The organism is Planktothrix sp. FACHB-1355 (assembly GCF_014748295.1).
Classification (GTDB): Bacteria; Cyanobacteriota; Cyanobacteriia; order Cyanobacteriales; family Aerosakkonemataceae; genus Aerosakkonema; species Aerosakkonema funiforme_A.
The window spans coordinates 1-1,754 of the sequence record NZ_JACJUP010001320.1; the positions used below are offsets into that span (position 1 = coordinate 1).

The following is a 1,754-nucleotide window of genomic DNA, read 5'->3' on the forward strand; positions in this document are numbered from 1 at the left end:
TATACAATTGGCCAAGGAAAGGCTTTTGTTCAGATATTTATATGTTAAAAATTATACATATATTTAAGTAAACTTAAGATTAAAATATATAATACTTAATAACTATTTTTACTTTCTGGCGTTATTATTTTCCCACTCTGGCACTAAAAATTTCTTTTTAAGTGCCAAAATTATAACTGGAAACAAAGATTTCTAAAGCCTCAAATTAAAGGCAATAGAACTTCAAATTCCGTGCCGATTCCGAGCTGCGATCGCATCAAAAATTTACCTCCATGTTTGGCTGTCACAATTCGATAGCTCAGAGCCAAACTTGTTTCTTTCTCAGTACGCTTTTGGATCGAGAAAGATTCCATAATCTGGTTTTGGGCGTTAGCAGATAAACCGGGGCCATTATCGGCAATTTTAATCGAAACCCAGCGGGATGAAGCTTCATTTACACGATTTACCGAATCCAGAGAACAAACTTTAGTTACAATTTCAATTCGAGGCTTGCGAGCGGTATTATCTTGCACTTTCCCTTTAAATTCCATCGCAAACTTTTGGTGAACCGCCTCGTTAAGCAAAGCATCAACAGCATTAGTAATAATATTCATAAACACCTGGTTAAGTTGCCCAGCAAAGCAAGGTACAGGCGGTAAATTACCGTAATTTTTGACAATTTCAATTTCACTACTAAGACGGCTTTTGAGCAGCAACACAATACTATCTAGCAAAGCGTGCAAATCGGCAGGTTTTGGATAAACTTCATCAATATGACAGAAGTTTTGCAGACTTGTTACCAGCTTTTTTAAACGTTCGGCTCCGGTTTTGATACTATCGATCGCTCGCGGCAAATCCTGCTGTAAAAAATCAAATTCAATGTCTTCTTTTAGTTCCTCAATTTCGCTTGGTAACTCAGGCAGATATTTTTCGTAAGCAGAAACCAGCTGCATTAAGCTGTCTCCATACATCGATACATGAGTTAAGTTTCCCCAAATAAAACCCACCGGATCTAAAATTTCGTGAGCCACCCCATCCACCAAACGCCCCAAACTAGCCATTTTCTCGCTTTGAATCATCTGCGCTTGGGTGCGTTCGTAGCGTACCTGAGTTTCGATACCGCGAATTTGCCAATAAGCGATATTTAATTCGTGGATATCTAACAGTTGATAAGTGTTGGGTTCTGTTTTAACTACAATCGGTTCTCCCAGAAATTGCGGCGATCGCCGCAGTGCGTGCGGCGCTGCTGCTAGAATTGGTGTGTTATCCGACAGAACTAAAACATCACTGGGAGCGTAAGTGTGGAGAACGTGCAGCGGTTTGTGCAAAAATAGTTCCAGTCTGTGAGGACGGATCAGGTACTCCAACAGTCGCAGGCGGGAGATCATCCCGGCAAAGTTGCCATTCTCCAGTAAGATAGCTCCTGGCAATCGGGGATATTTATCAAAAACGCGGGCGACTTCTGTACCCAAGCAGCTAGTTGGTACATCGAAACTGTACAGAGGCAGTTCGCAGAGGGTTGAGTCTATAGAGAGGTCTCGATCGCTCCCTTCGGATAAGCGCGGTGCAGAGACAAATTTGTTTGACACAAGGCATCCCAACCAATAACAATGCACTGGAGGAGCTGTACTGAGCTCCTTAATTAGCCTATCCTCAATTAGCCGATCATTTCCACCACTGGGGGTAGTTTATGGCCGATCGGGCAACCCAACTTACCGAAAACCGTGCGTGAAAGCCCCTGGCTTTAGACATGGGGATGAAACGCACCTGGCGAT

Annotated in this window: 1 protein-coding gene; it reads right to left on the reverse strand. The window is 42.6% G+C overall.

The features are described from left to right. Positions 1-200: 200 nt before the first annotated feature. On the reverse strand, positions 201-1,568 hold the full coding sequence (locus H6S82_RS31985; protein ID WP_190473878.1) for an ATP-binding protein: 1,368 nt from the start codon (positions 1,566-1,568) through the stop codon (positions 201-203). Between the last annotated feature and the right edge of the window lie 186 nt (positions 1,569-1,754).